Annotated in this window: 23 protein-coding genes; 7 read left to right on the forward strand and 16 right to left on the reverse strand. The window is 41.8% G+C overall.

Annotated elements, in window-relative coordinates; translation table 11 throughout:
* Positions 1 to 99 precede the first annotated feature (99 nt).
* On the forward strand, positions 100 to 831 hold the full coding sequence (locus BM386_RS12325) for a DUF3667 domain-containing protein (protein WP_091694588.1): 732 nt from the start codon (positions 100 to 102) through the stop codon (positions 829 to 831).
* A 57-nt stretch (positions 832 to 888) separates the two neighbouring features.
* Here BM386_RS12325 and BM386_RS12330 read toward each other — a convergent pair whose 3' ends face one another.
* Positions 889 to 1332, reverse strand: a complete 444-nt coding sequence (locus tag BM386_RS12330; RefSeq protein ID WP_091694590.1) for a KTSC domain-containing protein — start codon at positions 1330 to 1332, stop codon at positions 889 to 891.
* Between the two features lie 326 nt (positions 1333 to 1658).
* Here BM386_RS12330 and BM386_RS12335 point away from each other — a divergent pair, with 326 nt between their 5' ends.
* Together BM386_RS12335 and BM386_RS12340 are read left to right on the forward strand one after the other, a co-directional pair.
* On the forward strand, positions 1659 to 2576 hold the full coding sequence (locus tag BM386_RS12335; protein WP_091694594.1) for a toll/interleukin-1 receptor domain-containing protein: 918 nt from the start codon (positions 1659 to 1661) through the stop codon (positions 2574 to 2576).
* Between the two features lie 124 nt (positions 2577 to 2700).
* A complete protein-coding gene (locus tag BM386_RS12340; RefSeq protein ID WP_091694597.1) occupies positions 2701 to 3009 on the forward strand; it encodes a hypothetical protein in 309 nt (102 codons plus the stop codon).
* 84 nt (positions 3010 to 3093) lie between these two features.
* Here the strand turns inward: BM386_RS12340 and BM386_RS12345 are convergent, their stop codons facing one another.
* The 5 genes from BM386_RS12345 to BM386_RS12365 form a co-directional block, all read right to left on the reverse strand.
* Positions 3094 to 3324 carry a hypothetical protein gene (locus BM386_RS12345; protein WP_091694599.1) on the reverse strand — a complete coding sequence of 77 codons (231 nt, stop codon included), beginning with the start codon at positions 3322 to 3324 and terminating at the stop codon, positions 3094 to 3096.
* Positions 3325 to 3372: 48 nt separating this feature from the next.
* Positions 3373 to 3711 (reverse strand): hypothetical protein, encoded by a 339-nt coding sequence (locus BM386_RS12350; protein WP_091694602.1) that lies wholly within the window; start codon positions 3709 to 3711, stop codon positions 3373 to 3375.
* Positions 3712 to 4088: 377 nt separating this feature from the next.
* A complete protein-coding gene (locus BM386_RS12355) occupies positions 4089 to 5348 on the reverse strand; it encodes a S41 family peptidase (protein ID WP_091694605.1) in 1260 nt (419 codons plus the stop codon).
* A gap of 89 nt (positions 5349 to 5437) precedes the next feature.
* Positions 5438 to 6232 carry a LytTR family DNA-binding domain-containing protein gene (locus tag BM386_RS12360; RefSeq protein WP_091694607.1) on the reverse strand — a complete coding sequence of 265 codons (795 nt, stop codon included), beginning with the start codon at positions 6230 to 6232 and terminating at the stop codon, positions 5438 to 5440.
* 71 nt (positions 6233 to 6303) lie between these two features.
* The gene (locus BM386_RS12365; RefSeq protein WP_091694610.1) at positions 6304 to 7041 is read right to left on the reverse strand and encodes a phytanoyl-CoA dioxygenase family protein; all 738 of its coding nucleotides are present in this window, start codon (positions 7039 to 7041) and stop codon (positions 6304 to 6306) included.
* A gap of 142 nt (positions 7042 to 7183) precedes the next feature.
* On the opposite strand from BM386_RS12365, the gene BM386_RS12370 reads away from it, so the two are divergent.
* Positions 7184 to 8857, forward strand: a complete 1674-nt coding sequence (locus tag BM386_RS12370) for an N-acyl-D-amino-acid deacylase family protein (RefSeq protein ID WP_091694612.1) — start codon at positions 7184 to 7186, stop codon at positions 8855 to 8857.
* Between the two features lie 106 nt (positions 8858 to 8963).
* Here BM386_RS12370 and BM386_RS12375 read toward each other — a convergent pair whose 3' ends face one another.
* From BM386_RS12375 to acnA, 4 genes are all read right to left on the reverse strand, one after another.
* On the reverse strand, positions 8964 to 10142 hold the full coding sequence (locus BM386_RS12375; protein WP_091694615.1) for a dicarboxylate/amino acid:cation symporter: 1179 nt from the start codon (positions 10140 to 10142) through the stop codon (positions 8964 to 8966).
* 238 nt (positions 10143 to 10380) lie between these two features.
* Complete coding sequence (locus BM386_RS12380) at positions 10381 to 11094, reverse strand: class I SAM-dependent methyltransferase (protein ID WP_091694617.1); 714 nt, start codon at positions 11092 to 11094, stop codon at positions 10381 to 10383.
* A 243-nt stretch (positions 11095 to 11337) separates the two neighbouring features.
* Positions 11338 to 12984 carry a glucose-6-phosphate isomerase gene (gene pgi, locus BM386_RS12385; protein ID WP_091694620.1) on the reverse strand — a complete coding sequence of 549 codons (1647 nt, stop codon included), beginning with the start codon at positions 12982 to 12984 and terminating at the stop codon, positions 11338 to 11340.
* Positions 12985 to 13246: 262 nt separating this feature from the next.
* A complete protein-coding gene (gene acnA, locus BM386_RS12390) occupies positions 13247 to 16024 on the reverse strand; it encodes an aconitate hydratase AcnA (RefSeq protein ID WP_091695472.1) in 2778 nt (925 codons plus the stop codon).
* Positions 16025 to 16177: 153 nt separating this feature from the next.
* Here acnA and BM386_RS12395 point away from each other — a divergent pair, with 153 nt between their 5' ends.
* Positions 16178 to 17236: an endonuclease/exonuclease/phosphatase family protein gene (locus BM386_RS12395; RefSeq protein WP_091694623.1), complete on the forward strand. Its 1059-nt coding sequence runs from the start codon at positions 16178 to 16180 to the stop codon at positions 17234 to 17236.
* Between the two features lie 17 nt (positions 17237 to 17253).
* Positions 17254 to 18636: a S41 family peptidase gene (locus tag BM386_RS12400; protein WP_091694625.1), complete on the forward strand. Its 1383-nt coding sequence runs from the start codon at positions 17254 to 17256 to the stop codon at positions 18634 to 18636.
* Between the two features lie 21 nt (positions 18637 to 18657).
* On the opposite strand, the gene BM386_RS12405 is transcribed toward BM386_RS12400, so the two are convergent.
* From BM386_RS12405 to BM386_RS12425, 5 genes are all read right to left on the reverse strand, one after another.
* Positions 18658 to 19635 carry an MlaD family protein gene (locus BM386_RS12405; RefSeq protein WP_091694628.1) on the reverse strand — a complete coding sequence of 326 codons (978 nt, stop codon included), beginning with the start codon at positions 19633 to 19635 and terminating at the stop codon, positions 18658 to 18660.
* On the reverse strand, positions 19632 to 20384 hold the full coding sequence (locus BM386_RS12410) for an ABC transporter ATP-binding protein (protein WP_091694630.1): 753 nt from the start codon (positions 20382 to 20384) through the stop codon (positions 19632 to 19634). Before BM386_RS12410 ends, BM386_RS12405 begins: the two co-directional genes overlap by 4 nt.
* A 2-nt stretch (positions 20385 to 20386) precedes the next feature.
* Complete coding sequence (locus tag BM386_RS12415) at positions 20387 to 21184, reverse strand: MlaE family ABC transporter permease (RefSeq protein WP_091694633.1); 798 nt, start codon at positions 21182 to 21184, stop codon at positions 20387 to 20389.
* A gap of 60 nt (positions 21185 to 21244) precedes the next feature.
* A complete protein-coding gene (locus BM386_RS12420; RefSeq protein WP_091694635.1) occupies positions 21245 to 21616 on the reverse strand; it encodes a response regulator in 372 nt (123 codons plus the stop codon).
* A gap of 1077 nt (positions 21617 to 22693) precedes the next feature.
* Positions 22694 to 23407 carry a PorT family protein gene (locus BM386_RS12425; protein WP_139235903.1) on the reverse strand — a complete coding sequence of 238 codons (714 nt, stop codon included), beginning with the start codon at positions 23405 to 23407 and terminating at the stop codon, positions 22694 to 22696.
* A 163-nt stretch (positions 23408 to 23570) separates the two neighbouring features.
* Between BM386_RS12425 and BM386_RS12430 the strand changes: the two genes are divergently transcribed.
* Positions 23571 to 24026 carry a YciI family protein gene (locus BM386_RS12430; RefSeq protein WP_091694641.1) on the forward strand — a complete coding sequence of 152 codons (456 nt, stop codon included), beginning with the start codon at positions 23571 to 23573 and terminating at the stop codon, positions 24024 to 24026.
* Here the strand turns inward: BM386_RS12430 and BM386_RS12435 are convergent.
* On the reverse strand, positions 24023 to 24937 hold the full coding sequence (locus BM386_RS12435) for a glutaminase (protein WP_091694644.1): 915 nt from the start codon (positions 24935 to 24937) through the stop codon (positions 24023 to 24025). The genes BM386_RS12430 and BM386_RS12435 overlap by 4 nt on opposite strands.
* Positions 24938 to 25099: the final 162 nt, after the last annotated feature.

The raw sequence follows: 25099 nt of genomic DNA on the forward strand, positions 1-25099 counted from the left end.
CTAAAAACTGACTAGTGGAGAGATTTTTTTTTATCCACCATTTATATACTTTCGGTATCAGGATATATCCAAAACCTCTAACGTTTAACCCATTACCGGATGCAGGATCAGGAGCGTACGACGTTTTGCAAAAAATGTGAAACCAAACTAATTGGCACTTATTGTTTCAACTGTGGCACAGCCGTAGAGCTAAGGAGAATAGATAGGCAATACGTTTTCAGTGAGATTGGCAGCGTGCTTAATTTTGACAGGGGTATTCTCTATACGATCAAAGAGCTATTGATACGTCCAGGAAAAACCGTACAGGAATTTATCCAAAAGGACAGGAATCGAATCGTAAAACCCATCGTCTTCATCATCATCAGTTCATTGGTTTACACTCTTATTCAACAGCTCTTAAATTTTGAAGATGGGTATGTCAACTATTCTGAAGCAGACGGATCTACCAACTCAAAGATTTTTGAATGGGTGTCAAACAACTATGGCTATGCCAATATCATAATGGCATTATTTATAGCGCTTTGGATCAAAATTTTCTTTAAAAAATACGGGTATAACTATTTTGAAATCCTGATTCTTCTCTGCTTTACCATGGGAATGGGAATGCTTTTTTTCGCGTTTTTTGGAATAATCGACAGTTTGGTGAGTGTGAAAATAATAGACAAAGGCATGCTTTTGGGTATTATTTACATTGCCTGGGCCATCGGTCAGTTCTTCGATAAAAAGAAGATCTTCAACTACATAAAAGCATTTATTGCATATCTCCTGGGCTTCCTAACTTTTGCAATCACAGTATTACTGATCGGTTTCCTGATTGATTATGTGAAGTAAACAAAGTTGAATCCACATTTCAACCAAAAACCTCCTATCCTCCAAACTTCCAACCTCCTACTCCAAGCTCTTCTTAGACTTTCTATAGGTATAATTTGGGTAAATGGCTCGCTTGGCAAAGCGGTTGATTTTGTCGCTATTGATCATTTTTTGGAAAACCTGTGGCGTCACGCCAAAGTATTCGTAGGTATTTCCATCCACAAAAGTGACCTCCAAGACCATTCCTTTGTGATGATAATCAGCAATTCCGGCAACGTTTATCGTCTCAGTATAAGATTCTAAGTTGGCTGCATGGGTCTCGGGCGCGATACTCACCAAAAAATGATACCCATCAATAATCCTTCTGCTTTGCAACTCCGCCTCCACTTTCATCGCATCTCCATCCTGGAATTTGTCAGGATGCCACTCCTTCACCAAGTTGCGGTAAGTCTTCTTTAGCGTAGCCAAGTCGATTTCTTTTTCCACTCCAAAGAGCTTCTTGTATTCGTTGATGCGTTTCATGTACCTTCAATTAATGCGGGCGCAAAAGTAGGTCTTTATTTATCGGTAATTCCTATTCCTTAAACATTATATTGTGACTGAACTCGATTACCAAAACCCTTAATTGCTGCAGGCAATTCATCAGATCCAAAGTTCCCATAGTCCACCCAAGATTTCAACCTTGAAATACTTATATTAATAGCCCTGTAGTTAGAGGAAAAATAAGTTTTGATAAACAACAATTCTTCATCAAGGTTTGAAACCTAAAAACCAAAAGAATAATGAACCTTTAACTGAAGATTAGTTGGAAAAAGATTTACTGAAACCTGACTTTTAACAAAAAAAATATGAAGGATTTTTTCATCAGCTATACTGCTAACGACGTGAATTGGGCTATCTGGATCAGCAAAATCCTAGAGGAATCCGGTTTCTCCACAGTTTTGCAGGCAAAAGATTTTCGTCCGGGGGCAAACTTTGTCTATGAAATGTTCAAGGCAGTAGAAGCCGAAAGGACAATCGCTGTTTACTCAGCCGACTATTTTGCCTCATTATTTACTATGGCAGAGTGGGGTGCGGCGTTTCAAGCAGACCCAAGAGGAGAAAAGAGACCTATCATTCCCATCAAAGTAAAGCCCTGCGAGGTCCCCAAAATGCTGAAGTCTATCGTCTTTGTGGATGTAGTTGGCAAGGATCAGGAAACTTCCAAGCAATTGATCTTGGATGCTGTGGCCAATGAAAACCCCTTTGATTTAAGTAAAGCTGAGTTTCCAGGATCAAAAGTGAGCCATCAGAACCATCTTGCTCCCGATCTATCAACTAAGGAAGCCGCGAAAAGTTTGTTAGAAATTCTGGATACGGCCTGGGCTACTTTCCAAGCCCAGGTAAAACTCCGAAACAAACTTGCCCAAAAGGTCAAAGACCGAATTCAGAATACCAAGCACCTTCAGTACGAGGAATTCTTTCATGAGTATTTTGATCAGATGACAGCGGATGAACTCATTCTTCATCGCACGATTCGTGCTTATACCTCCACTGTTTTAGCGGAATACAACCAATCGGCTTTGGATCTAATCAAACAAAACAGGGCACTCAGTTCTGAACTCCCCCGACTTAACGAACTAAAGTCGCACTTAGAATTATGGCTTGCCAAATTCCACGGGATATTCGAAAGCACTCCCTCCAGCTGTTTGATTTATGTAGGCGTGGAAGAGAAAAAAGGCTTTCCTGTAGGGATAGAAGAGGAATTGCGGGCTTACTTGGGTTAACAAGAAAAGAATTTTCAATGCTTGATTTTTGCTGAGTCCACTAGATACGTAACTTTTGAAATCCATGTAACTAAGTAAAACTTAAAAAAACGCACCTTTTCTCCTTACCTACGTTTCAATCAATGTGAAAAAATTTATTATTCCTATTATCGCATTCTTAGTTTTCATAGCCGGACTCGTGTGTCTGGCGCTACCATTCATCCCACTGGGATGGTTGCTTATTGCACTTACCGCCTTGCTATTAGCACCTTACCTTAAGTTCATGCGTACCTTTATCGGATGGCTTGTGAAAATAGACAAGACAGGATTTGTGGAGAAAGCTGGAGAAAAAGCTGCCAATTTATTCGAGTGGGCAGGTGATACCAAAAGAGGAGAAAAGCTCGAAACTATAATAGAAGAAAACAGCAAAAAACCCACTAGTACAAAAAACTAGTGAGTTCATAACAACTGCTTTTTATAGCCTTGTACATGCTGGTACTAGAACTAGATTTAGTGCTAGCCTATCGGATCATTGATTTTAGCGCTTGTTTTTATCACGCTCTTCATTGTCAACTGTTTCTTCCTGCACATCTTTCTCACGGTCATTTTCCCGTTCTATTTCATTGAAATCTTCCTTTTTAGGAGGCCTTGCTCCACCTGAGTCTCCTGGTGTTTTTCTGGTAGTTCCTTTATCTACATCCTCTTCTTTCTTTTTGCCAAAAAAGTAGCATGTGGGAGTAGAATTTGAGGATTTTATGGATTGTTGCATGTTAAGAAGGTTTAGTGGTTTACTTTTTAATTTCTAAGAGTTTACTTTCTAAAGGTCAAAACCTTGTATCTCATCTACAGCCACACGTTTGATAAATTCATCATAGAATTGATTATCCTCATCGGAATAGGTGCCGTAAGCGTTCAAAAGAAAGCCTTTATCATCGTTCAAACCGTGAAGCAAATAGATCACGGCCATATCTGAAGGATCAGACTCACCCTCAAACCTATAGGTTTTAACAATTTTCAAATGGTCTGGCTGATAGAGAGTCTCCGAATTATCGAATCTTGCTCCCGCTCGGAGTATATGTAGCTCACTGCCATAACCTCTGGAAGGAAGCATGTTCAACACTTGGGAATAGGTAGTCATTGATTTTGAAGTGCTCATGGTTTCTAGGGTTTAACGTGAATAATACTTCTACATATAAACCCATGCAAGTCCAAGACCAAAAGGTGAAAAATAGGGATTGGGCATACTAGAGCCCCTTCAAGCTATCTGAACCTTGATTTCTAAAAAATTTTGATCAATAAATTGCGGTTATCTCACCCCTAAGTGAGGCAATCTAGTGAATACTTGTTTTACCGGAAGCACATTGATGACTATGCATCCAGAATCTCACTTTAATCCGGATTGCCTACATTAAAATACAAGTAATCTCCCGAAGGTTCTACCATTCTCCACCCAACAAAAAGACCGCCCCACTAAGGACGGCCTTTACTAGGATTAATTCGTCGTCAAACACTTCAATCCTTAACTAATGGCATTTATCTTTTCTTACTTTCTTCACCTTGAAGATTAATGTAAGCGATCGTCTGCTCCACCCAATCTGATTCCTGGTTCAGCTTCACATCGGGCTGAACCCCCACCTCTTCATAGTCGATAAATTCACGCTGTCGCATATCCGTGGGATAAAAATTAAACAGACCAGAAGGGGAATTATAGCTTCTACCATAATTTGATCCATAGCTAATTGCACCGTAGGTTCTCTGTCCCAGTTGGATGGCATCAAACTCATCCTTCAGGCGTACAGTGGTCATTTCGGCATTGGATCCGGTGAAGAAATTGGTAATCACATAGATGTTAGCTTTCTTTTTCTTCAGTTCCTTAAGTATGGGAAGGGAGATTTTATCCGCTCCGCCTCCATTATTCCTAAGATCAACAATCAGATTTTTTGCGGTAAGATCGGTCTGGATCTGTGCGATAAGCTCATCCCGTTGCTCAGACTTGGTCACTCGGTTGAAACTGTTGAGCCATATGTATTGAATATCATCGGTCAAGTTTGAAAGCTGATATGATTCCTCCTCATCCTTATCTATCCAAGCGTAATTGTTTTCAAGATCCTCCTTCAACACAGAAGGGAAAAGCATCCCATGGTCGAAGAATTGGGCTTTCGAAAACTTGAGATTTTTCTGACTCGTTCCATAGTGAATGATGTCGTAATGCGACTCGATGTTGGAATGCTTGAGGTAAGCGAAGATTTGCCCGGGCTCCCAAGTCTCCACTTGGGATATTAGAATTACCCCCACCAAACTATCGGAGGAGACGCGATACACTCCCATCTTTAGCTTGCTGCCTATAGTATAAATGCCTTCTACCTCATCCAGGCTTTTCCCTTCCAGACTTTTAGTCAATTCAGCCACACTTCTGTCGGTCTTAGGAAAATTTTTGAATCCCTCACTTTCTCTATACCCAGCTATAAAACTAGAATCCTGAAGACTTTCCTCGGTAAGATCTGAGGGATTCTCGGTGAGCGTGGCATGTTTATCCTGGACCATGGCCATGAGTTGATTCAGTTTCCAAAAGCAATCCAACTTACTCTGCTTATTAGTCATCTGAGCTCTTAGGTCTTGGTACCTCTCCTCAAATCTGGCTCTATTCTCGCCTTTAATCTGATCCTTGAATGAGGCAGTTGTCTGGACTTGCTCATAAACAAAATTCAGTTCGGATGCGCAATCGCAGTTGACTTGTGCAGCAAGTTTTAAGTTAGAACTTAGAAGCAGAATTAAGATGAATACCTTTTTCATAGAGATTGATTTTTGTGTTTGACTGATTCAAACCTACAAACTCAAATCGACCTCTGGAGGCAATAAATAAGCATTGTGGTGAAACTGCGCTATTCTGTGGTGAAATTTACCGCCGCTTTCAATCCCTCTAGGTAAGTCTTGGATACGGGAACTTCTATCCCTTCACTCAGGCGGACAAATAATTTTCTATTGCCTGTTTTCCATTGAGTGAAATGGACTGGATTTATCAAAAAAGAACGATGCGTTCGGATCAGTTCTGGGAGTTGCTCCTCTATGGTGGAAAGCTTATTTCGGATCAATTGCGTTTTTATTTTTTCCCCTTCTTTGAAAAATACCTCCACGTAATTATCCGAAGATTGTATGTAAATCAAATCCTTCCATTGCAATCGCAGCCCTTCAAAATTCCCAACTCCACGAATTTCGATTTTATCTTTTTCAAGTTGCTTCTCTTTGTATTTACCAAAAGACCAACGGCCGATTGCTAGGATAGGAAATACCGTCAAAACAGCAGGCAGATAGATGGCTTTCGCAAAATAGTCAAGGGTGTAAGCGTAAGGGTTTGCATCCATCACTATATAAAAATAAACCAACCATGCAGCTGCAAAGCCGATCAAAATCAACGTGAACATGAAGATAACCTCTGAGCGAAGAAGCCATTTTCTTTCCTTTCTAGCCAGCCAAGATTGAATAGGAAGGCAGAGTAAATATCCAGCCGCTCCAAAGAGCCCGTAAATTGGCAGAAATTTCAGTTGATCGAGATCATCAAGCTGCCCAACATCAAGTGGCTCAGTGAAATACAAAAAAATAAATATCCAGACTGCCAGGCCAAGAGCGATTATCAGGTGATGTTTGATGGAAGGGTCGAAAGGATAGACGTTTTTCAATTTTCTCTTTAAGCTAAACTACTATTTAATTACCTAAGACGGAGTTTACAAAAAATTCTTAGGTGAGGGTGTTACACATCCAGTGTCCACCTTGCCTTTTCATCTATCCTGAGTAGAGTTTCCTCAGTGATATACTTTTTCTGATCAATCTGCTGAGGTTGCTCCCTGCTACAGAAATAGCTGTGGATACTCCTTCGCACCTTTTCAGTTTCATTCGTGGTACCTCCATGCCACACGTGTGAATTAAAGATAAATACCGAACCTGCCGGGGCAATTATTCTAATTTCCTCTGAATGTTTATCTAGAGGATCCGACATGACTTCATCGGGCAAGGAGCTCAATTTATGAGATTTTGGAACGATGCGGGTGGAACCATTATGTTCGGTAAAGTCGTCCAATAGCCAAATGCTATTACAGACTTTGTACGCTCCATTGACTACCGTATTTTTCCAATCTACATGAAGTTTCTGAAGCCCCAATCCAGGCTTCGCAGCCCGGTAATTGAGCGAAGACAACTTGTATTCCTGTCCCAATACCGCTTCAATACCTGCAAGCACTCGAGGATGGGTATAAAAAATATCGAAAATATCCCCCTTATTCACCAAATCGGCTAATCGATCCGCTCCCTCTTCCTTAGGATGCCGAATGTATTTTGACGCTGCTAATTCAGCACCGGCATTTTCTCCCTCCACGTGCATCAAATCAGCTATTCTATCATTGATTAACTCGACTTCATCGGCAGTCAGAAGCTGACCCAAATTAAGATAGCCATAGATGTCTAGAAATTTGATTTCTTGGGTTGTAAGCATAGTTAATCATAGTAAGGTATTTTATTCTAAAATAATCAGATAAAATCAAGAAAGTACCACCGCTTGAATATTATGCTGAATCTGAAAAAAGCTTTTTGGATTTACTATCTTATCTTCACTTTTCCCACCACAACCAACACCCATGAAAATTACCTGTAGCTTATTTGCCGCTCTCTTATTTTTTATCGCCTGCTCATCACCAGAAAAATACGATGTACTAATCAAAAATGGTCAGATCGTAGATGGCTCTGGCAGCGACTCATTTATTGGAGATATAGGAATCCGCGCAGACACAGTCGCGGCAATCGGAGATTTGTCCGGTGCCAAAGCAAAATCAGAAATTGATGCCACTGGTTTGGTGGTAGCTCCGGGATTCATCAATATGCTCAGCTGGGCAACTGAATCTCTGATCGAAGACGGAAGATCTCAAAGTGATATTCGGCAAGGTGTGACTTTGGAAGTATTTGGTGAGGGCTGGTCCATGGGGCCACTCAGTGAGGAGATGAAAGTAGATGAGGAAAAATCCCAAGGAGATATCAAGTTTCCAGTTTCCTGGACAAGTTTGAGTGAATACCTGGATTTCTTGGTGGAGAAAGGTGTTTCCACCAATGTTGCCTCTTTCGTAGGTGCTACCACAGTGAGAATCCATGAGCTCGGGTATGAAGATCGAGCCCCAACAGTCGAAGAAATCGAATCCATGAAATCCTTGGTAAAACAGGCCATGGAAGAAGGTGCATTGGGAGTGGGATCATCCTTGATATATGCACCTGCCTTTTACGCAAGTACAGAAGAACTTATAGAGCTCTGCAAAGTGGCCGCAGCCTACGATGGCATGTACATTTCTCATATGAGAAGTGAAGGAGGAAGGCTTTTGGAAAGCATGGACGAGTTGATTCGGATTGCTGATGAAGCCAAAATCAGAGCGGAAATTTACCATCTGAAAGAAAGTGGCAAAGCCAATTGGGGAAAATATGATGCAGTAGTATCCAAGATAGATTCAGCCAGATCGGCTGGATTGCACATCACCACAGACATGTATAATTATGTTGCCGGAGCCACAGGCTTAGACGCCGCCATGCCGCCTTGGGTGCAGGAAGGTGGATACGACAAATGGGCCGAGCGCCTGCAAGATCCGGCTATTCGCAAAAAGGTTTTGGAGGAAATGAAAACTCCTACAGATGAGTGGGAAAGTCTGATGCAAGCTGTGGAAGGCCCTGAGAAAATGATATTGGTTGGGTTTAAAAATGACAGTTTGAAATACCTCACTGGAAATACCTTAGCGGAGGTAGCAGAATTGAGAAATCTTTCCCCTGAAGAAACAGCAATGGATTTAGTGATTCAGGATGGAAGCCGGGTTGGAACGATTTACTTTTTGATGTCTGAGGAAAATGTAAAAAAACAGATTGCATTGCCTTATATGAGTTTTGGCTCTGATGCTGGCTCCTACTCTATTGAAGGAGTATTTCTCAAGTCTAGTTATCATCCTAGAGCATTTGGGAATTTTGCGCGGATTCTGGGCAAATATGTTCGTGAGGAGAAGGTCATTTCTTTGGAAGAGGCTATTTACAAATTGACTACTTTACCGGCCACAAATCTAAAAATCAAAAAGCGCGGTGCTTTAAAAGAAGGGTATTTTGCTGATTTGGCGATTTTTGACCCGAATAAAATTCAAGATCATGCGACTTTTGAAGAACCTATGCAATATGCCACAGGGATGGTTCATGTATTTGTAAATGGAACTCCGGTGCTCAAAGATGGGGAGCATACTGGCGCATTACCGGGACAGGTGGTCAGAGGGCCGGGATATAAAGAATAAAGCCTGATTTACTGAATGACAAAGGACTGATTCATAAAAATTAATGCCCAATTCTAGCAATAACTAGCAGGAACTAAAACTGTGGCGATATTCGGCAATCGTTGTTTCATCTTATCACCCTCTTGTCTTCAGTGATTTTATCTACCACCAACGCAATGGCTCCATCCCCTGTCACATTACAAGCTGTACCAAAACTGTCCATCGCAATGTAAAGTGCGATCATCAAACCGATCATTTCCTCACTGAAACCAAGCATCGACTGTAGCACTCCAATGGCGGCCATAATGGCCCCTCCTGGCACTCCCGGAGCTGCAACCATCGCAACACCCAACATAAAAATAAAGCCAGCAAACATCCCAAAATCAAAGGGTACACCTTCCAAAATCATCAATGCCATCGCACAAGCTGTGATTTTCATGATACTACCAGAAAGGTGAATGGTGGCGCAAAGCGGAATCACGAAGCCTGCGATTTTAGGCGAAACCCCATTTTTCTCTGCTTGCTCTAAGGTCACTGGGATGGTGGCAGCAGAGGATTGGGTTCCCAAAGCTGTGAAATACGCAGGCATCATAGTAGCCAACAGTCGAATCGGATTCTTTTTGACAATCGCCCCGGTGATCACATATTGCAGGATCAGCAAGAAAATATGCATCGCGAAGATTACGCCGATGATGTTTAAGAAAACAGAGAGTATAGAATAGACCTGTCCACTATAAGCCATATTGGCAAAAATGCCCAAAATGAAAATTGGTAAAAAAGGAATGATCACATTCTCGATCACCTGCATGATGATAGTTTCAAAGTCCTTCACCACTTTTTTCAAAGTAGAATTCTCCTGATAAGAAAGCCCCAAACCAATCACAAAAGCCAAGACCAAAGCGGACATCACGTCAATCACAGCTGGAATCGTAATACTGAAATAGGGCACTAGATCGTTACCACCTTCCGCGACTTCTGCGGCTTCACTGACATGTGAGGCTAGAAGAGACGGGAAAATAGTAGAAGAGGTGAAATAACTCATAAAACCCGAAAACAACGTAGATCCATAGGCGATCGCAGCGGTGATCAACAATAACTTTCCAGCTCCTTTCCCAAGATCAGAAATTGCTGGCATGATCAACCCCAAAATGATTAGAGGAATCGCAAAATTCAGGAATTGCCCAAAAAAGGCATTAAAGGTTGCGAAAATTCTATTAACAGACTCTGGTAAAAATAGACCGAAAACAATTCCTAAAACAATAGCGATAAATACTTTAAATAGGAGATTGGAGAATAGTTGTTTCATTTATACTTGGGCTTCATATTGGAAAGGATGATTACCTTTTAATTTTTTGAAATGCTAAGATATAAGAATAGGATGTTAGAAATGTGCCGATTAAAATTTATTCAAGAATCCAGATATGTGTTGAAAGAAATAGCCCTTTCGGTTTCGCCTAGAATCTCAAATACGAAGGACATGCCAGATTTTAGCTTTTCAATCCTATATAGGCAGGAAAATTAACTACTCTTCCTTTGGGTCAGCCTTATTTCTTAAAAACCAGATAATGTTGTATAGGCAAAAAATCGCCATTTTTCACTAATTCAAACCCATTGGCTTTCAACTCTTTTACCGTCTGTTTTTCGGTCATTTTATGAAGGGGCTTGATCGGGATGCTAGGATCCTCACCCTTATATTCGAGTAACAAGATTTTCCCATCGGGTTTCAGGGATTTATAAATCGCCGAAAGCATCTCCTGTGGGTAGGACAGCTCATGATACACGTCCACCATAATCACCAGATCCAATTCTCCTTCAGGAAGATTTGGGGATTTCTCAGTCCCTTGTAGGGGGATTACGTTTACTACCCCAAGCTCTTTGCTTCGATCCCGGATATATTCTACTGCCTCTTCCTGAATATCCACAGCATAGACTTTACCTTCAGGGACTAAAGGGGCGATTTTAAAGGTATAATATCCAGAACCTGCCCCAATATCTGCTACAACGCTTGTTGAATTGATAGGCAGGTTTTCCAAAGCTGCTGAAACACCTTCTTCCCTTGCTCGCTCAGATCGCTCCAGCCAGGCCTTTCCTGCAAAACCCATGACATGTGAGATTTCCCTTCCCAGATAAACTTTACCAGTTCCATCCCTGCTGGGTTCTTTAAACGTGTATGATTCGCCAGTGGTAGTCTGAGCCTGACATGAAAAATTAATGCTAAAGAATGAAATGAGAAGAAGAATGATGGTTGACTTTTTCATCTGTTTATAATTAGTCTTTTAAAGGCCATATGGAATCTCGCAGAGATTATAAATTTTCCAGTGTGCGACTTTTTAGTCCTTCTCGATTTCATACGGAACCTTTTTAAGTCTAACTCCTATTAGGGAGTCTTGTTACAAAGCTTGAGAAAAAGAAAATCCCGACTCCTTTCAGAATCGGGATTATGATTTTTGTAAGCTAACTACCGTGGTCTGTGAGGACACAGACCACGGTAGTTAGCCTATTTATTTCCTCATTTTTTTATAGGTATTTATCAGACCATTGGTAGAGCCATCGTGTGCTGAGATTTCTTCGTCGCCTTTTAGCTCAGGAAGAATGCCAGATGCCAGCACTTTGCCTAGCTCCACTCCCCACTGATCGAAGCTGAAAATATCCCAAATCACACCTTGAACGAAGATTTTATGCTCGTACATCGCGATCAACGCTCCGAGTGTGTAAGGAGTGATTTCCTTTACCAGGATTGAATTCGTAGGACGGTTGCCTTCGAAAACTCTGTGCGGAGCAATCTCAGATATTTGCTCATCCGATTTCCCGGCAGCTTTCATCTCAGTTTTCACATCTTCCAGAGACTTTCCTTTCATCAAAGCTTCTGTCTGCGCAAAGAAGTTGGAAAGCAGCTTTTGGTGATGATCACCAATAGGATTATGGGAAATCGCCGGAGCGATAAAATCACAAGGAATCAAATGTGTGCCTTGGTGAATCAATTGATAAAAAGCATGCTGACCATTGGTTCCAGGCTCTCCCCAGATGATAGGGCCAGTAGTGTAATTCACTTTTTTTCCTGAGCGGCTTACGTATTTGCCATTGCTTTCCATATTTCCTTGCTGGAAATACGCTGCAAATCGATGCATGTACTGATCGTAAGGAAGGATGGCCTCGGAGCTCGCTCCCAAGAAGTTGGTATTCCAGATGCCAATCATAGCCAGGACAACCGGGATATTTCGATCAAACTGAGCATGACGGAAATGCTTGTCCATCGCATGCGCACCTGCAAGCAGTTGCTCGAAGTTATCAAACCCAATCGTGCAGGCAATCGGTAAACCGATCGCTGACCAAAGGGAATATCTTCCTCCAACCCAATCCCAGAATTCAAACATGTTCGCAGTATCAATTCCGAATGCTTCCACGGACTTTGCATTGGTGGAAAGAGCCACAAAATGCTTGGCTACTGCCGCTTCATCCTTAGCATGCTCCAAGAACCAATTCCTCGCGGTATGCGCATTGGTCATGGTTTCTTGAGTAGTAAAAGTCTTGGAGGCAATAAAGAAAAGCGTGGTTTCAGGATCTACTTTTTTGAGGGTTTCCGCCATATGTGTTCCGTCCACATTGGAAACAAAGAAGCACTCGATGTCCGGATTTTGATAAGGCTTTAATGCCTCAGTCACCATCACCGGACCAAGGTCAGATCCACCGATACCAATATTCACCAGTGATTTGATTGGCTTACCCGTGTAGCCCAACCATTGTTTATTTTGGATTTTGTCTGCGAAAATCTTCATCTTTTTCAAGACTGCAGAGATATCCTCCATGATGTTATGACCGTCAAGGTAAACAGCCTCATCAGCTGGATTTCTTAATGCAGTATGCAAAACAGCTCTTCCTTCCGTGACATTGATCGGCTTACCAGTAAACATATCCTCTATTGCTACATGCAGCTTGCACTCACGTGCCAGATCAAAAAGTGCGTCAAGGATATCTTGATTTACTCTGTTTTTAGAAAAATCAACCAGAATATCTTCCATGGTAATACTCAATCTATCAAAGCGCTCCCGCTCATCGAATTGAGAAAGAATGGTCATGTCTTTATGATCTTCGGCAAGTTGCTGTAATCTTGCCCAGGCTTGAGTGGTCGTAGGATTAATTGCGTTCATTAGTTCTTATATTAATAGGAATGAGCCACAAAAATAAGGTTTATCCGCTGGGATGAAAGGTTTTTGTAGGAAAGGAAAGGCTGGTAAATATGCAATTGGTTCTTGAATTTGGATGAGTATTTTTTTGAAAAAAACTTAAAAAGCAAAATGAAACTGGCAAAAACACCAAAACCCGCCATTTGTGACGGGTTTTGCTTTTAATATTAAAATGCCAAGTTCAACACTTGCTGAAACAACATCGGTCATCGGACATCTATCAAACTCAATCCTTCAAGAAGTCCCTCAGCACGTAATTCAATATCCCTCCATGCTTGTAATAAGCAATCTCTACTTCTGAATCCAAACGGGATTGCACCTGTATTTTCTTTTCCTGAGCATCAGATGTTACAATAACCTCAAATTTCTGAGAAGGGGTTAATCCTGATTCAATCCCCAGAATACTGAATTCCTCTTTACCAGTTAGCCCTAGACTTTCGGCATTTTCTCCAGGCATAAACTGAAGTGGAAGTACGCCCATTCCCACCAAATTACTTCGGTGAATACGCTCGTAGCTTTCTGCAATCACAGCTTTAATTCCCAGCAAGTTAGTCCCTTTCGCTGCCCAGTCACGGGAAGATCCTGAACCATACTCTTTCCCAGCCAATACTACCAAAGGAACATTAGCAGCTTGATATTTCTCTGAAGCATCGAATACAGACATTTCTTCGTTGCTAGGAATAAAGGTAGTAAAACCTCCCTCCTGTGTGCTGAGCTGGTTTTTGATTCGCACATTGGCGAAAGTACCCCGAACCATCACCTCATCATTTCCTCTTCGGGAACCATAAGAATTGAAATCCGGTCGTTCCACTCCTCGTCCGTTCAGGTATTTTCCTGCAGGACTGTCTTGCCTGAATGAACCTGCTGGAGATATATGATCTGTAGTAATAGAATCACCCAATTTCAAAAGAACTCTGGCGTTGCTGATGTTTTTAGGTTCTGGAACATCAACAGAAATCCCTTTGAAGAAAGGAGCTTCCTTGATATAAGTACTGTTATCGTCCCAAGGATAGATTTCTCCTTCGCCCGACTGAAGTTCTTTCCAGATATCATTTCCTTCGAAAATTTCTCCGTAGCTCTTTTGGTAATCATCCGGTGTGAGGACTTTTCTTGCTACCTCCGCTATTTCCTCATTTGTCGGCCAGATATCTTTCATATACACTGGTTCCAAATTTGGGTCATACCCAATTGGCTCATTATATAAATCCACATCCACACGACCCGCAATGGCATAAACCACTACCAACATCGGCGACATGAGGTAATTCATTTTCACCTGAGGATGCACACGGGCTTCAAAGTTTCTATTTCCTGAAAGCACAGATGCTACGACTAGGTCATTGTCTTCAACAGCTTGAGCTATATGTCGTGGAAGTGGTCCTGAATTCCCAATACATGAAGTACAGCCATAGCCTACGGTATGGAATTTCAGCGCTTCTAAATCTTCCAAAAGCTCTGATTTTTCTAAGTAATCTGTCACCACTTTTGAGCCTGGAGCCAAAGAGGTTTTGACCCAAGGCTTCACATCCAATCCCAATTCCCGGGCTTTCCTCGCCACCAAACCCGCACCCAGCATTACTGATGGATTGGAAGTATTGGTACAGGAAGTGATCGCAGCGATGACGATAGAGCCATCATACAGCTCAAACTTGTCATTATGAAGCTTGACAGAAACAGACTTCAGTCCATTCTTGATACGCGTTTTGATCTCTGTTTCCGCAGGTGCTTTAGCATCTGACTGATCATCCGTCTGCCCTCCTCCTTCTTCTACAAAGCGCGCAACTTCTTCTCTTTTATCAATTGGAATGTACTGTCGTCCATGAACTGACTCCAATAACTCACCGAATTTTGGCTTGAAATCCTTCACTAGAATCTTATCCTGAGGACGTTTTGGTCCGGAAACAGTAGATTCCACCGTACCCAAATCCAGTTCTACCACAGAGCTATACTTAATGAGGTCTTCGTCCTTCCTCCATAGCATATTAGCTTTGCAATAATCCTCCACGAGCTTAATCTGATCTTCGGATCTATTGGTTTTGCCCATATAATCCAGTGTACGATCATCAATTGGGAAGTAGGTTACTGTACAACCAAACTCCGGAGACATGTTCGAAATCGTAGCCCGATCCGGTACAGAAAGGTGATCCAATCCAGGACCATAGACTTCAACAAATTTGCCCACTACGCCATGCTTTCTCAGCAATTCGGTAATGGTCAAAACCATATCAGTAGCTGTAGTTCCTGCAGGCAGCTTACCGGTAAGCTTCAAGCCCACTACTTCTGGCATAATAAAGTATATAGGCTGCCCAAGAATAGCCGCCTCCGCTTCTATTCCTCCTACTCCCCATCCTACTACACCTATTCCATTCACCATAGGAGTATGCGAATCCGTACCGACTAGGGTGTCCGGAAACACTAAGCCATCACGTTTGATCACGCCTTGGGCTAAATACTCTAGATTTACCTGGTGACATATCCCCATCCCTGGAGGCACCACCGAAAAGTTATTAAAAGTCTTTTGCGCCCATTTTAGGAATTTATAGCGTTCAGAATTCCGCTCGTATTCCTTCTCCACATTTTTCTGATAGCTATAATTGGTACCAAAATAATCCACCTGCACCGAGTGATCTATGACCAGATCCACTGGAATCAGAGGATTAATGGTACTTGCATCCTTGCCTTTTCTATGGGCCTCAGATCTGAGTGAAGCAATATCCACTACCGCCGGCACTCCTGTAAAATCCTGCATCAACACCCTCGCCGGCTTGTAAGGAATATCCTTATCAGATGGCTGGGGAGACCAATTCATCAATGTTTCCAAGTGCTCCTTGGTAATCGCAAAGTCATCGAAATTTCTTAAGGCATTTTCTAATAAGATCCGGATAGAAAAAGGCAGATGTTTTACTGGATGACCAGCAGCTTCGAGTTTTTCTAAACTCCAATACGTATGATCGCCTGACGAAGTATTCAGTGTAGATTTAATCTGGTATGGGTCTTGGCTCATGATAAAAAGAGGATTAAGTGAAAAAAAAGGATTCATGCGTATAACCCGATTAGGGCATATGAAATTCCATTAAGTATTAATAGAAGCCCAAAGTCTTGCCAATAATCAGCTTATTTGCACATCTTTAAGTTAACACAAGAAATCAGAAAATAAATGGGAGAGCTACTCTTAAAAATTTTTAGCACGTTTTTTATCTTCGCCACATTTTTCCCCTTAGTGAAACTGGATGACTGGTGGGTCAGAATTTTTGATTATCCCAGACTACAGAAACTTGTCATCATCTTGATTCTCTGGATCATTTGGCTCTCAACGCTAGATATGGATAACGATGTAGAAGCTTACATTTGGCTGGGACTACTTGGGGTTTGCATCGTCTATTTATTCAGTAAGGTACTGCCATTCACTATCTTGGGAAAGAAAATGATCGATACTGTCCCCTTCGATGAGGGGAGTGGAATCCATATTCTTGTGGGCAATGTGTACCAATACAACACGAACTATCAGAAAGCAGTGGATCTGGTCACATCAACAAAACCTGATCTGGTTTTTCTGGTGGAAACAGACAAAGCCTGGGAAAATGGAGTATCCAGTATAGAAAAAGACTATGCTTATTGCATCAAAATACCACTGGACAATACCTATGGATTGCTTTTTTATTCCAAACTAGAAATCATCAAACAGGAAATTCATCACCTCATCGATGAGGAAATCCCATCACTGGAACTCGATATAAAGCTTCGAAATGGGGAAATAATTACCGTTTATGCGATCCACCCCACCCCTCCTGTACCGGGCGAAAATACGGAGAGCACAGAGCGAGATGCCGAAATACTGATGGTTGGCAAAAAGTCCAAGGAAAATAAACGACCGACTCTGGTCATAGGGGATCTCAATGACGTTGCTTGGAGTTATACCACAGAACTATTTCTAAAAATTTCTGAAATGGCCGATCCGAGACGTGGACGAGGGCTTTTCAATACTTTTCATGCCAAGGTACCTCTTTTCAGATGGCCACTGGACCATATCTTTCTCAGTAAACACTTTGGACTGGCTGGTCTAAAAGTAGAAAAGGGAATTGGCTCGGATCACTTTCCTATTTCCATAAAAGCTGTTTTGACAGTGCAGAATAATACCGAAACCATGCAGGCAAACGGTGAAGAAAAAGAAGAAGCCAACAAGAAAATAACCAACGGAAAGGAAAAACAGGATTAACCTAACGTACAAAAGCAATGAAGCGAGCGTTTCAATTCATTTCAGCCATCATACTTACGGTCTCCACAGGAGTCGTTGCTAAGTCCCAATCAAGCTATACAGCAAAGGAAGCTACTGAGGATTATGAGTTTCTGATCAAACAGATCCAAACCTACAATCCTGCTCTGGAAATTTACAATCCGGATTTTGCAGCAAAATCAAATCCCCTAATCTCCGCTACTCTCGAAGAAGTTAATGCATTCGACCACTTCAAAACCATCTCGAAAATAGCCGCACTGAGCAATGAAGGCCATTTTTTGCTCGGGAACTGGGAAGATGAGGTGCATCTGCCTATTGTAGAGGATCGATTGCCTTATTTACCATTTGAGGTTTGGGTGATAGACAAACGGCTTTTTATCAGGCTAGACTTGACTAATGACGGCTCATTTACTCCTGGAGACGAAATAGTACAGATAAATGGCAAGCCCAGCGAGGAGGTTTTAAATGAACTTTACGAATGCTACCCTTCAGACGGAGATATAGTCACTTACCAGCGAGAGAAAATAGAATCCAACTTTGCCTGGATGTACACACTTTACATCAGTCAGAATCCGAATTTGGAACTAGAGATCAAAAAATCAAATGACAGCGCAGTGCGTACCGTCCAAACTGCCGCATTGGTTCGTACGGTGAGATTGGAAAACTACCGGAAAAGATATCCAGATAGAGCTAATAGCAACCAGGAGGAGTCCATCCAGGACTTTTACGAACTGAAAATAACTAATGAGCTTGCGACTTTAAAGTTGAAGACTTTTGACTTTAGGTTCATAGAAAAATATGAGCTTAAAGCACCTGATTTTTATGAGGATATCTTCCAAGAAATACATGAAACCCAGATCTCAACACTCTTGGTGGACCTGAGGGGAAATACAGGAGGCAGGAATGAATTTGCTGATGAAATGATCCCTTTTATACTACAATCAGAAGGTGATGAGCTGCTGAAAACCACCACTTCTTGGGAGGGAAAAGTGAGAAAATATGCTTTCCCAAAGAAAGACAAGATTGCTTTCGGTGGCGCAATTTTTCTGCTAGTAGATGGAGAGACTTATTCTGCCGGTGCATCTTTGGCCAGATATCTCAAAGAATATGGCAAGGCAACAGTAATTGGCGAGGAGACTGGAACTAGGTATGAGGGATTCGTGGCTGGGTCCACCCAGGTAGTTACACTTCCTGCAAGTGGCATTAAGATCGGAATGCCCCGCTACCATATCCAATACCCTGATTCTAAGCAGCAAGAAACACAAAATAGAGGATTGATACCGGACTACACCGTATCCAAAAGTTTGGATGATTTGCTGGGTGATTTTGACCCTGTTTGGGATAAAGCGATGTACCTGATCAAAGCAAATAAAAAGCCCTGAATTTCTCCAGGGCTTGATTTATTAGTTGTTTTCCTTTTCTTCGGCTTTCTGCTTACGTTTGAAGCCTTTGTTGAATGGCCAGGTATATTCCAAGGCTTCCATTCCACGGTTCAAGTTATAAGTGGCTGAATCTGTATTTTCTAACGTACTTTTCAGCGTTTCAGCAAACTCAGGATCATTCAATAGCATCCCAAGTGAATTATTAGGATCATTAAACTTGTCCGTGATCGTGCTCAGTTTTCTAGTCATTTCCTCTGAATTGGCTGCTGTTTGCTTGAAGCTTTCCATGGTCTGCTTTAGCTCATTGGCCATAGTGGTGTCTGTCACTAATTCATTAAAAAGGTTTCCTTCCTGATTCAGTTTACTGGAGAAGCTTTGAAGCTCAGCGATCATTCGGTTGCTGTTTATCGCAGCTTGATCGAGGTTTTTCACAATAGCGCGGAAATTTTCAGCCAAAAGCGAATCTGTCAACGCAGCTCCAACCATTCCATCTCCTGCAGCAAGTTTGCTCGTAAGGTTTTTAAGGTTCCCGGTGATTTCCACCAGGTTCTCATTGTTTACCTGAAGCGTTTCCATCATCTGATCGGTATCCAGCGGCATCACAGACTCCAGTCTGTCACCATCTTCTACCGGTGGTGCCAAGGTAGTTCCGCCATAGATCATAATGATCTTGTTCCCGATCAGACCATCGGAACTGATGGTAGCTTTAGAATCCTTTCTGATAAATTCCACCACCTCTTGCTCTACGTTCATCTCTATCTCCACTTGGGAATCACCATAAAAATTGATCTTGCGGACGGTTCCGATTTTCACACCTGAAAACCAGATGTTATTGCCCGTCTGAAGACCTCCGATATCATCGAATACGGCCTTGAGCTGTATGGATTTTACAAACTTTTTCTGCTGGCCACCAAGTGTCAATACACCTGCAACCAGGATAGCTATGCCTATAAAGACAAATATGCCAACTATGACTGATCTTTTATTTTCCCCTCTCATGAGTTGATGAAATTATAATCGTAAAATGATTTTATGCGTTTGTCTTCTGCTTGAGGAAAAACCTCTTCAAAAGTTCCGACAGCGTCAAACTGTCCATCCAATAACACTGCCATACGGTCTCCTGTATCTTTGGCACAGGTCAAATCGTGGGTAATGACTATGGATGAAGTATTATATTCTTCCCTTACTTGTTTGATCAAGGTATTGATCTCCCCACAAGTGATGGGATCCAAACCTGCAGTAGGCTCATCGTAAAGCATTATTTCAGGCTCCAAAATCAGCGTTCGTGCCACTCCTATTCTTTTCTTTTGACCACCGGAAAGCTCAGAAGGCATCTGGTTAATTGACTGTGGTAAGCCCACACTATCCAGCAAACCTTCAATCTTCATGGTAATCTCTTTCTTCGTGAGGTTCTTAATATTTCTAACCAATGGAAACTCCATGTTTTCCCGCACGGTCATACTATCGTAAAGTGCTGAGTTTTGGAAGGAAAACCCGATTCTCAACCGCAATTCATTCAACTCCCTGGTCTTCAGCTTAGAGACCTCCTTACCCAGCACATGCATGGATCCTGAGTCCTGCTTCAGGAGTCCAACCATGATTTTGATCAAGACCGACTTACCGGAACCTGATTTGCCCAAAACCACCAGATTTTCTCCTTTATAAAGATCCAGATCAACACCTTTCAATACATCCAAGTCACCAAAAGACTTCTCCAATCCACGAATTTCTACAACCTTTTCTTCCATGATTAAAATGCTCGGATTGCGTTTACAATCTGAAGAACCAGCAGCTCTTCAATAAATATCAGGAACATGGCCATGACCACAGCTGCATTTGCCGCCCGGCCTACACCTTCTGTTCCTTTGGATGAATTATACCCCTTGTAGCATCCTACGATGCCTATGGTGAATCCAAATAAGATGGACTTCAGAACGGAAGAAATGATATCCAGAAAGGAAATGGATTCGAAGACCTGTACAAAAAAGGTCACCAAACTCACCTTCTCGTTGGCACTTACGCTGAGAAATGAGCCCATCAAAGCGACAAAATCTGTGTACATCACCAGCATGGGAATCATCAGCGTAGTTGCAATCACCCGGGTTACGACTAGGAAATTGAAGGGATTGGTAGCCGAAACTTCCATGGCATCAATCTGCTCTGTCACTTTCATAGAGCCGATTTCAGCTCCTATGCTGGATCCAACCTTACCAGCTGCAATCAAGGCCGTAACCAGTGGCCCCATGGCTCTAACTACAGCAATGGATATCAAGGAAGGCAACCAAGAAGTAGCACCAAATTCAGAGAGTGATGGTCTGGATTGGTTGGTGAATACGATCCCTACAATAAATCCCGTGAGGGAAATCAAAGGCAAGGATTCCACGCCAATCCTATAGCATTGGTGGATTATCTCTTTGAATTCGTATGGAGGAACAAAAACTTCTTTAAAGAATCTCCTCACAAAGTTCCAAGCGTCCGCCAAACCGGTAAAAAACTTATCTATTTTCTTTGAAAGCAGGGGCTTTCTGTCTTCTGCTTTTTCAGTCATACATTCTTTCTGATGGCTCGAAATTAATTAAATTATTCAAAAGGATCGTTCTAATATTCCTCAAAGTCCGAGTATTGATCTTAAGTCAGATTCGCTTAGGGGTTTTTCGAAAATATCGCTGATTCTAACATCCGAATTGGCACGGTGTAATTCTTCCTTTTCCACTGATCCAGACTGTAAGATTACCTTCGATTTTGAGCTTACTTTTTCTACCTCATCTACAAATTCCCACCCACTCATTTCGGGCAAATTCAAATCCACTAAAAGCACGTCAACTTGCTCGGTCTTGAGATAGTCCAAAGCCTTGCTTGGCAGATCAAAATATACAAATTCGATTCCCGAATTAATTTTCAATAACCTCTTCTCTGTTAAAATTTTTTGAATCCTGTCGTCATCGAGTAAAAGAATTCTATGGATCGGTGTTGATAGCATTTAGAAATTAAATAATTGAGGAGTTGAAATAATAGTACGAAGATTAAAAAAATCTGACTCAAAATTTAATACCCAAGCCATTACTCTTAAAGCTAATTGGTCTGCCAGCATCGGTTGAGTTCAGTTTACTGCGGACAATCCCAAAACAAAGGACAATCTCAAACCATAGCTATAGTTAAAATGTGTACAAGGCGAACAGCTTATTTTTAGCCACCACTAAACTTTTTAGGTGTGCCAAATTACGGTGTAGCTAAATCTATTTTATAACTCAGTAAATCAGCAGGTTAACCCAATCAAAAAAAAGCAAAGCTTACTGACCCTATAGCCCTTCTCAAAGCATTCAGAAAAACCTCAAATTCAGACCGCTTTCCAGCCACAGTAGATTATTCCGCTACTAAACCTGTCGATTTTACGCTGAAAATTGTATGTTTTCGGAATTTTTTATCCCTACCACTACTCCCAAATCCTGCTAAAAAAGATAATCTCAAAAAGGATCTGGAAGGCCTTGTTAACTCCTCACCTTTTGAAACCCTATGGGAATTTGAAAAGCAATTGAGTAAGAATTCGGGCTAGCTGAATAGGAACGCTAGAGCAAAAATTAAGTAATCCTCTCGCTCAAACCTTTAGCTTTTGGTTTGTTAAAAGTTCTGAACCACCTCGAAATTTCAAGCATACAGGATATAATATTACACTTGGCTCTTGCTCATTTAGCCCCTGAGATGTCCCAATTTGGGGATAAGGATCAAAGCAAGAATCACTGAATCCTAGCTTACCGATGCCACAAGAAGAGGACGGAAAACAGCCATTTTTTCTACGATCTCAGCCTTCTAAATTCTCTACATTTCTCCCGAAGAAATCATCTCAAACCAGACCCTTTTTTGGACAACAAATTCTGCATAAGAGCCACCTCCAAGAAAGAGAAAAAAGAGGTTACTGAAGGCGAAATTTCGATGGGAGTTTAAGAACTTTTTTTCCCTGAGCAAGGAAACTTTTTAGCACCCGGCTCCCCAATTCAAAATCGTAAATTGGATGGTCTTCGATTAGACTCTTTCCATTGCTGAGCATTACTAATAATTTCTATTTGTTAGTTCTTTTTCGTTTGCCTGTATTGAAACCATAGCCTGCAAAGACTCCAATAAAACTTCCTCTTGTGACCTCGGTGACAGTTCCTATCTGAGCTTGATCTGATATTAACGGGTTAGTATATCGGTTCATCTCAGTTAGTCCTTGCTGATATCTTAGCCCTACCACAAAGTAGTCATCCTTCTTAGTCATGAATTTAGTACCCACATCCATCCTAAAGCCCAGTGCTACCTTATTGGATTGCTCTAGCAATGATGACCCTGAGGGAGAATTGAACTCATTAGCTGCACCAAGAGAACTGCCGGTAGAAAGTACCAAACCAGGCTGCACAAAGAAATTCTGATTCTTGATGCTGAAATTGTATCTGGCCCCTAATGAAAATGACGGGATCACCCTAGGTATCTGCGCTGGACGGGGATAAAACACACCAAAATCAGTGTCAGAAGTATTAATACCATTTCTAAGAGCATTAGGATAAAAACCAACTTCCGAATACAGTTGCCAACTCCTAGATACGGGAAACAAGACACTTAAGCCAGCATTTGGGCCTAGTCTAGAGTACGTGGGAACATTTCCGCCATCTACAGAATTTGTGGCTTTTGAGAAGGCACTGGCTGCCCCAGCAGTGATTTCTATGGCAATATTTTCCTGAGCCATCGACACTGTTGACATCATAAGAAATAGAAAGAATAATAGAAGATTTTTCATAATTAAAGATCTTAGATTGAACTGATTAACCAAAAATACCTAATCCCTTCATTTGAATTGAAAAAAGAATGTAAATTTTTCTTAATCAATTAGTTAAAAAACCTTACTAACAAATTCCTTACTTTTAACGGCTTATTAAATCCCCTTATAACCAAATTCGACAATGAAAAATCTACTCTTAATTCTGACCCTTGCCTTTTCAGTTAGTTCCTATTCTTTTGCCCAAACATCAACTTACGACGAAGTCTTAGCCAAAGAAGTCGGAGCTGACGAATACGGCATGAAAAAATATGTGATCGCCTTTCTCTATAGAGGTGATCGCGTACAGGAATATACCGAGGAGCAGCGCACAGATATTCAAGCTGGACATATGGCTAATATCAACAAGCTGGCAGAAGCAGGTCAACTAGTTATGGCAGGACCTTTTTTCGGAAAGGATGACTTGCGCGGACTATTCATTTTTGCGGTAGAAAGTCTGGAAGAAGCGGAAAAGCTGACGGCTACGGATCCGGCAGTAAAGGCTGGTGTACTGAAAATGGATCTCAAAGAATGGTATGGTTCTGCTGCTTTGATGCTAATGGGTGATTTACATAGCAAAGTGGCTAAGGTAGAAATCTAGAACAGGGAGAAGGCCAATTTATCTGTCAAGAGCTCCAGCGCCCGGATCGCTTTGACAGAATTTCCCTTTTCATTAAGCTCAGGACTCCAAACGGCAATGCTGAACTTATGCGGCATCACTGCTGCCACTCCTCCTCCTACTCCACTTTTGCCAGGCAATCCTACCTTAAATGCGAATTCTCCAGCCTCATCATAAAATCCGCAGGTTAGCATCAGCGCATTAACTCTTCGGGATTGGCTTTCTGTTAAAATCTGTCGATCCGCAAAGATGGAGTAACCGTCATTGGCTAAAAAAGAGAAGGATTTTGCCAGATCCACACAGCTCATCTCCATGGCGCAATGTGAAAAATACACGTCCAGCACCTCATCTATAGGATTATTGAAGTTTTTAAAAGATTTGAGAAAATAAGCCAATGCTGTATTTCGCTCTCCATGATTCTTTTCGGAAGCCTGCACTTCTGGGTTGATTTTGACGCATGTATCTCCAGCGAGTTCATTGATAAAGTCGGAAATCCGTTCAATGGGGTTTTCAAACTTGCTGCACAAGGCATCGGTGATGACAAGTGCTCCAGCATTGATAAATGGGTTTCTGGGAATACCCTTTTCGTATTCCAGTTGGGCGATTGAGTTGAAAGGATCGCCACTAGGCTCCACATTCACCCGCGACCAAAGTTTGGAATTAAACACATTGAAAACCATTGTCAGCGTATGAACTTTGCTGATACTTTGGATAGAAAATGGCACCTGATGATCTCCAACGCCGTAAACATTACCTTTGAGATCCACCAGAGCGATGCCAAATTGGTCCGGATTTACATTTCCAATCTCAGGAATGTAATCGGCGACTTTGCCTTTCAGATTCTCTGCTTGCACCTCTTGGTACACTTCTTCTATTAGCTGCTGGTAGTCCATGCTGGAAAAGTGTGGAAAATTGGTAGAGAATGAAAGTGTTTTTTTAGATAAATAGCCCGATGTCCGATGTCGGGTGTTCGATGTGCCGCTTCGGGCATCGGACATCGGGCATCTGACCGGCTGAGCAAAGAAATTTCGTCTATTGGCATCCTTTGAAGATCA

The sequence above is a fragment of the Algoriphagus locisalis genome, assembly GCF_900116615.1.
GTDB lineage: Bacteria > Bacteroidota > Bacteroidia > Cytophagales > Cyclobacteriaceae > Algoriphagus > Algoriphagus locisalis.